The 335-nt window shown below is 49.9% G+C and carries 1 protein-coding gene; it reads left to right on the top strand.

The features are described 5' to 3' along the window. Positions 1–9: 9 nt before the first annotated feature. Positions 10–335 (top strand): Ig-like domain-containing protein (locus A6E04_RS20625; protein WP_244886307.1); only part of this gene is annotated, 326 nt, incomplete at its 3' end.

Raw genomic sequence — 335 nt, 5'->3', positions numbered from 1 at the left:
GTGGTGACCATGACGATTAATGGTATCGATTACCAAACTACGGTTGATGAAAATGGCAACTGGAGTGTGAACGTGGCGGGCAATGACCTAGCTAACGACACCGAGTTTGAAGTCAGCGTGGCATCAACGGACGCGGCGGGTAATGAAGTAAACAGCACAGTAACATCAACCCATACGGTCGATCTGGTTGCAGATGCAGGCACTGTAACAGTGTCGAATATCACTGAAGATGACGTGATCAACGCGGCAGAAAATGGACAAACCATCGCGGTAACCGGTACGGCAACGGGTGGCGACATCAGTGAAAACGATGTGGTAACCATGACCATCAATGG

This window comes from Aliivibrio logei (genome assembly GCF_001691055.1).
Taxonomy (GTDB): Bacteria; Pseudomonadota; Gammaproteobacteria; order Enterobacterales; family Vibrionaceae; genus Aliivibrio; species Aliivibrio salmonicida.
Note: the sequence above shows the minus strand (reverse complement) of the source record. Positions and strands in the feature narration are given on the sequence as shown.